Source organism: Bacillus sp. TH13, from assembly GCF_016651175.1.
Taxonomy (GTDB): domain Bacteria; phylum Bacillota; class Bacilli; order Bacillales; family Bacillaceae_G; genus Bacillus_A; species Bacillus_A thuringiensis_S.
Window position 1 is genome coordinate 21815 of sequence record NZ_JAEKEJ010000014.1, and the last position, 6151, is coordinate 27965.

Consider the following 6151-nt stretch of genomic DNA (forward strand, 5'->3'; position numbering starts at 1 on the left):
GATATCTGAGGAGAGGTGAGAAAAATGGATTTACAAGAACCGAAGTTAAAAGGGGTAATAGCAACATTACAAATAATCGGTGGGAAATGGAAGCCACTCATTTTGTTTATTTTGCTAACAGATGGAATGAAACGTTTTGGTGAATTAAAGCGATTGATACCAGATATATCTCAAGGGACGTTAGCGAAGCAATTACGTGAATTAGAGCAAGATCAACTAATAAAACGCGAAATTTATCAAGAAATACCACCTAAAGTAGAATATAGCTTAACTGAACATGGAAAAACAGTCAGTACTGTTTTGGATAGTATGTGTAGTTGGGGAAGAGGGCATTTAGAATATATAGATAAAGATAAACCATAAAAATGTTATGTAAACTTATTGTAGTGTGAAGGGAAATGTTGTTTTAATAATTTGTATTTTATAATATATAATTAAGGAGTGTCGTAGGTTATTATACATATTTAATTTATTTTTAAAAAGGGGAAGTAATAAGATGAACGAATTAGAGTATAAAAGCTTCTATGATAAAGTAGGAAGATTAAATGGATGGGATTTTAGCAAAATAAAATGTGAAACTGTAGGAGATACATGGGACTTTTATAGTGAGGTAAAAGAAAGGTGTAAACCATCACATATTTTACTTGATGTTGGTACAGGCGGAGGAGAAAATGTACTTAACATAGCATCATCAGCTAAATTGTTGATTGGAATTGATAATTCTAACGGCATGATTGAAACGGCACATTCTAACTTGAAAAAATCAGGTGTACAAAATGTTGAGTTTCTTCAAATGGGTTCTGAAGCTTTAACATTTCCACATGCACATTTTGATATTGCTTCAAGTTGTCATGCCCCGTTTCTGGCATCTGAGTTAGCAAAAGTAATGAAAAAGGGTGCCTTTTTCTTAACACAACAAGTAAGTGAGAATGATAAATTAAACCTGAAAGAAGCATTTGGTAGAGGACAATGCTTAGGTGAACGGGATGGTACTTTAAAAGAAAAGTATATGAATGCACTTATTAGTGCAGGATTTGATCTCGTGCAAGTACGTGAATATGATGTTACTGATTATTACAGTAGGTCTGAAGATCTCATTTTCTTATTAAAACATACCCCTATTATTCCTAGATTCGGAGAACAGGAAGAGGATTTTACTATTTTACAAAAGTTCATTGATACGTATAGTTCTGAAAAAGGGATTCGTACTAATTCAAAAAGATTTATGATTATTGCTGTTAAATTATAATATATTTTAGTGTAAAAGCTGCTTTTCATTTAAAGAAAAGCAGCTTTTTGTGTGGAAAAGAATACAGGAAATACTTGAAAATAATAGAAATAAATAAAGTGTAAATTAAAAAATCAAAATATGGAGGATAAATGTTTTGAAACGTTACTATATTAGCAATGAAAAAATAAATGTACATATTACTGAATGGGGGAATAATGACAAGCCCGTTATCTTTTGTTTACATGGATTAGGTAGTACGAGTTTAAGTTTTATAGAAATTGCTGAGGAATTAAAAGAAGAGTATAGATTTATCTCCGTTGATGCACCTGGACATGGTAAAACACCGCCCTTTGAAAGAACGGAAGATTATGAGATGCACAATTTAGCAAATTGGTTAAAGGAAATAATAAATGAATTGAGAATCGAACACTTCTATTTTCTATCACATTCATGGGGAAGTTTTGTAGCGTTATTTTATTTGTTAAATCATCCAGAAAAGGTATTAGGGAGTATCCTTATTGATGGAGGGTACCAAACGAAAAGGTTTAAAGAAGAAACCTTGGAAGAAGAAATTGCTTATTATGAAAAGGACTTTGAAGAGTATGTATTTGATAGTTGGGATGATTTCTTTAAAAGTGAAAAAGAAGTGTATACAAGGTGGTCTCCATTATTAGAACTTGCAGTTAAGGATCTTGGTATAGAAATAGATAATAAAGTATGTTGGCATGCGAGGGGTACAACAGCTGGTAATATCGTAAGAGGTATGCACAAGGATGAAACAATGGATATATATGAGGAGTTACCATCTAATATAATATTACTTCGTGCTACAGTACCAGAAATTTGGGATGAATATAGAGGGAAGACAGCGAGTATTTTTAGTGAGAGAACGAGAGCGACAGTAAAACTAATCCCAGATTCTACTCATCTGTTACATTGGGATTATCCGGAAGTTATAGTAGAAGAAATAAGAAAACATTGGTAAAGTCCAATATAACTTAAAAAGGTTGATTCTTGTAATGTATTAGAATCAACCTTTTTGAAGTGTATGTAATAAAACGTATTGAGTAAGTTGTTTGCTTAAAGTGTTATTTTTTTGCCGGTGTATTTCCCATCGCGATAGAAATTCTATTCCAACTATTAATTTGATTAATAATCAAGACAAGGTCAATATATTGTTTTTCATCATAATGTTCACGTACTCGTTTATATAGGGAATCAGGAACTCTTTTAGTAGGAATAAGTGTAATATGTTCAGCTAATTCAAGAGCGACTTTTTCCTCTGCTGTATAAAAAGTGCATTCATCCCAAGTACTTAAGCAATAAATTCTTTGCTCAGTCTCTCCCATTTTTCGTGCATCAGATGTATGTAAATCTAAGCAGTAAGCACAGCCATTGATTTGAGAAACTCTAATTTTAATAAGCTCTCTAGTTGTTTGATTAATTGGTGATTGCTTTGTGTATTTTTCCATGTCCATCATAATCTTCATAGCATCAGGTGCAGCATCATAATAAGAAATTCTTTGAGTCACAGTACAACACTCCTTTTAGCTTAAGATGGTATTCATTATATCTTGATGTGGTCGTTCATACCAATTACAAACTGTTTAAAATTCAGATCGTATTGCATTGGCTGAAAATGTTAACGTAACAGTTCTAATACAAAAGTAGTAGTTTGTTAATTAAAGTTTCAATCTCCAGATGGATTTTTCCTGTTAGTTTTTGAAATACAATACTAATAGAAATAATAAATTTGGAGGTTTATTATAATGATTACACACATTTCAGATATTAAACTACAAACAGTTTCTATAGAAGGAGTAAAACAAGTATACAGAGATATATTATCTTTTCCAATAAAAAAAGAAACAGCATCCTTCATTCAATTTGAAGTAACATCCTATACAACAATTAGTTTTCAAGAAGTGTATGAACCAATTGCACCTGCACATTTTGCTTTTGAAATCCCATATTCAAAATTCCATGAAACAGCAAGATGGTTAAAGGACTCTGGATTACTCATTGTGAAATGGCAAAATGGAAATGTAATTGGTGAAGAGAATGGTCTATTCAATTTATACTTTAAAGACGGAGATGGAAATCTACTCGAAATTATCGCACATAGTTATGTTAAAGAGGATGTATTAGTACCACACTCACCTTTAAACATTTTATACGTAAGGGAAATTGGTCTTCCTGTTAAAAGTGTACCTGTTTTTACGGAATGGTTAAAATCAAATCTAAATATGAAAACGATGGAAGATGGGGATATTTTTAACTTTGTTATAGGTGGCACTGCATATATCGTCGCGACTTGGTGGCAGCGGCCGTGGATCCCAATCGCGATGAAAGCTTTGCCACCGAAAGTACACGTTTCTTTTGGAACACCGGATCCAGCATTTTTACAGCGCATCCAAAATAACTTTAAGAAAAATAATGTTCCCTTTGAATGTAAATATAATGAAGTATCATTTATTGAGCAGGGATATTCATTTTCTATTGTGTATACACCAGAGTTTCATGAGGATATTCCTAGTAAAATAAACTTACCGCTTTCTATATAGTTATAGAAAGCGGTAAGTTTATTTTGTTTTAAGGAAAATTAAAGCCTAGTTATTATGTTAATTTAACATTTGAGCTATTCCTTGACCGAATGACCAATTCTCCATAGGTGTCTCGTGTAGTGTAATGAAAACATCAGCAGTAGAGATTTGTAGAATATTAGCTGTATTAGTGGCTATAGCTTTATATAAATCTTTTTTTGATTAATTGTTCTTCCAGGTCCACATGTAATAGAAATATAAATCATATTATTGGATCGTTTTAATGAACCTTCTAAAAGATAAGATGAATTATAAAAAAGTTGATGAGAAGGATAAGGTAAAAACATTTGAAAATAATCATTTTCGGGAATATTGAAATGTTTAATTAACGAATGGTGAATTTGATTGCTTATATTTTTTAATAACTTATTATCGGATAATTTTTCAGGATGATAAACAGTAACAAATGGCATAATAGAGTACTCCTTTCCTTTTGATTTCATTTTACTTCCAATATTTCTATTTGTATAATTGAAAATATATTAACTAATTATCAATAAAATCGATGAAGATGGTGTATGAAATGGAAATGAAAGAGTTACTTACATTTAAAAAAATTATTGAAGAAGGAACGTTTTCACAAGCTGCTAAACAATTAAACTATGCACAATCAACAGTAACAACACATATAAAAAAGCTGGAAAATGAAATTGGTTTTCTGTTATTTGAAAGAGGATGGGATGCAAGATTAACAGAAGAAGGAAAACTTTTTGCAGAGGAAGTAGAAAACTTAGTAACACATTGGGAATATTCTATAACTCAAGCACAACGTATTAGCAATGAAGAGAAAGGGAGTTTGAGAATAGGTCTATTAGAATCCGTTGCTAAAAGGTTAATACCAATAATATTAAAGTTTTTAAATGCTGAAAAACCATATATACATTGTGATTTTGTAGTGGGAAATACAGCAATTTTATCAGAAATGATAGAACATAATAAGATTGATTTTGCGGTGTGCGGAAATAATGAAAATAAATCAAAGGTAAAATTCACCCCAATATGTGATGAACAGATTGAATTTATAGTGAATAATCCCGAGCATCCTTTGTTACAAAAAGAATCCGTTGAAGCATTTGATATTATAGATTATCCAGTTATTGTAGGAGAAAGTAATTGTTATTCGTATCAATCTGTAAGTTCTCTCCTAGCGAAAAATAATTTATCTTTTAAAAGAGTTTATAATTGTAGTGCTTTAAACCTCATTCCAGAAATGCTTTTGAAAATGCGATAGGAATTATCCCGAAAGGTACAATTTTGAATGAAGAAATACTATCTTTTAAGATTAAGGACTTTAATTCTAAAATCCCGATTGGTATATTAATTTCTACTAAAAATAACAATTATTTAAGTCAAACGAAACAAAAAATTATCAACATCATTAAAGTCGCCCTATAATTATGCTAAAAAATTATAGGGCTGTTTTCGATACGTACTTTTCTTTTAGCATTTCAGAGATTTTTGTAATAATAGGATTTATGTGAGTAGAAGGATTTCCTAACATTGCAGTGAATTTAAAATAGGAGTGTAGAATACTATATGGTTTAAGGAGGGTGAAACTTGAACTTAGGTAAGCCAATGGCTAAAGGAAATACAGCGGAAATTTATCTGTATGATAATAAGATTGTGAAGTTATTTAAAGAATATCTTCCAGGTACAGAGTCTATGAATGAAGCAAAAAAACAAAAATATGCTTATTCATGCGGGCTGCCAATTCCAAACGTATTTGAAGTGACAAAGATACACGATAGACAGGCAATTATTATGGAATACGTAAAAGGGGACAGTGTTGGTGATCTCCTACTTAATAATTTAAATGAGGCAGAGCGTTATATCGGACTTTGTGTTAATGAGCAAAAAAAGATCCATGCTATATGTGTGAATATCGATGATATGGAATCAATGAGAGAAAAGTTAAAACGACAAATTAAATCTGTACATAAATTGGATGAAAAACAAAAGGAAAATATATTAAATAAGTTAGATGCAATCAAATTTGAACATAGATTATGTCATGGTGATCTCCATCCATTTAATCTAATTCTCAGTAATGGTAATGTGAAAATTATAGATTGGGTAGATGCTACTTCAGGTGATATTCGTGCAGATGTATTTCGTACATATTTATTGTACGCTCAAGCTTCAGTAGAATTAGCTGAAATGTATTTACATATATATTGCAGAAATACGGGCTTATCAAGAGATGAGATCTTTCAATGGGCTCCTATTATTATTGCAGCTAGGTTAACTGAAAAGGTGTCAGCTAATAACAATGAATTACTAAATAAATTAATGCTTCAGTATTGTAATTAAATGAGTA

6 protein-coding genes and 2 pseudogenes are annotated in these 6151 nt (G+C 31.1%); 6 read left to right on the forward strand and 2 right to left on the reverse strand.

All coding sequences use genetic code 11. The features are described from left to right. Nucleotides 1-24 precede the first annotated feature (24 nt). The 3 genes from JFU02_RS03880 to JFU02_RS03890 all read left to right on the forward strand — a co-directional run bounded on the left by JFU02_RS03880 (nt 25) and on the right by JFU02_RS03890 (nt 2216). Nucleotides 25-363: a winged helix-turn-helix transcriptional regulator gene (locus tag JFU02_RS03880; protein ID WP_000365520.1), complete on the forward strand. Its 339-nt coding sequence runs from the start codon at nt 25-27 to the stop codon at nt 361-363. A gap of 133 nt (nt 364-496) precedes the next feature. Next, nucleotides 497-1249 (forward strand): class I SAM-dependent methyltransferase, encoded by a 753-nt coding sequence (locus tag JFU02_RS03885; RefSeq protein WP_086406187.1) that lies wholly within the window; start codon nt 497-499, stop codon nt 1247-1249. Between the two features lie 136 nt (nt 1250-1385). Beyond that, nucleotides 1386-2216 (forward strand): alpha/beta fold hydrolase, encoded by an 831-nt coding sequence (locus JFU02_RS03890; protein ID WP_061665873.1) that lies wholly within the window; start codon nt 1386-1388, stop codon nt 2214-2216. Between the two features lie 103 nt (nt 2217-2319). Here JFU02_RS03890 and JFU02_RS03895 read toward each other — a convergent pair whose 3' ends face one another. Continuing rightward, nucleotides 2320-2763: a carboxymuconolactone decarboxylase family protein gene (locus JFU02_RS03895; protein WP_000194098.1), complete on the reverse strand. Its 444-nt coding sequence runs from the start codon at nt 2761-2763 to the stop codon at nt 2320-2322. A gap of 237 nt (nt 2764-3000) precedes the next feature. Here JFU02_RS03895 and JFU02_RS03900 point away from each other — a divergent pair, with 237 nt between their 5' ends. Next, complete coding sequence (locus JFU02_RS03900; protein WP_201069923.1) at nt 3001-3795, forward strand: VOC family protein; 795 nt, start codon at nt 3001-3003, stop codon at nt 3793-3795. A gap of 57 nt (nt 3796-3852) precedes the next feature. Here JFU02_RS03900 and JFU02_RS03905 read toward each other — a convergent pair. Continuing rightward, nucleotides 3853-4247: pseudogene (locus JFU02_RS03905) on the reverse strand (tautomerase family protein). A gap of 110 nt (nt 4248-4357) precedes the next feature. On the opposite strand from JFU02_RS03905, the pseudogene JFU02_RS03910 reads away from it, so the two are divergent. After that, nucleotides 4358-5229, forward strand: a pseudogene (locus JFU02_RS03910) (LysR family transcriptional regulator). A 162-nt stretch (nt 5230-5391) separates the two neighbouring features. Beyond that, nucleotides 5392-6144, forward strand: a complete 753-nt coding sequence (locus JFU02_RS03915; RefSeq protein ID WP_097820939.1) for an aminoglycoside phosphotransferase family protein — start codon at nt 5392-5394, stop codon at nt 6142-6144. Nucleotides 6145-6151 lie beyond the last annotated feature (7 nt).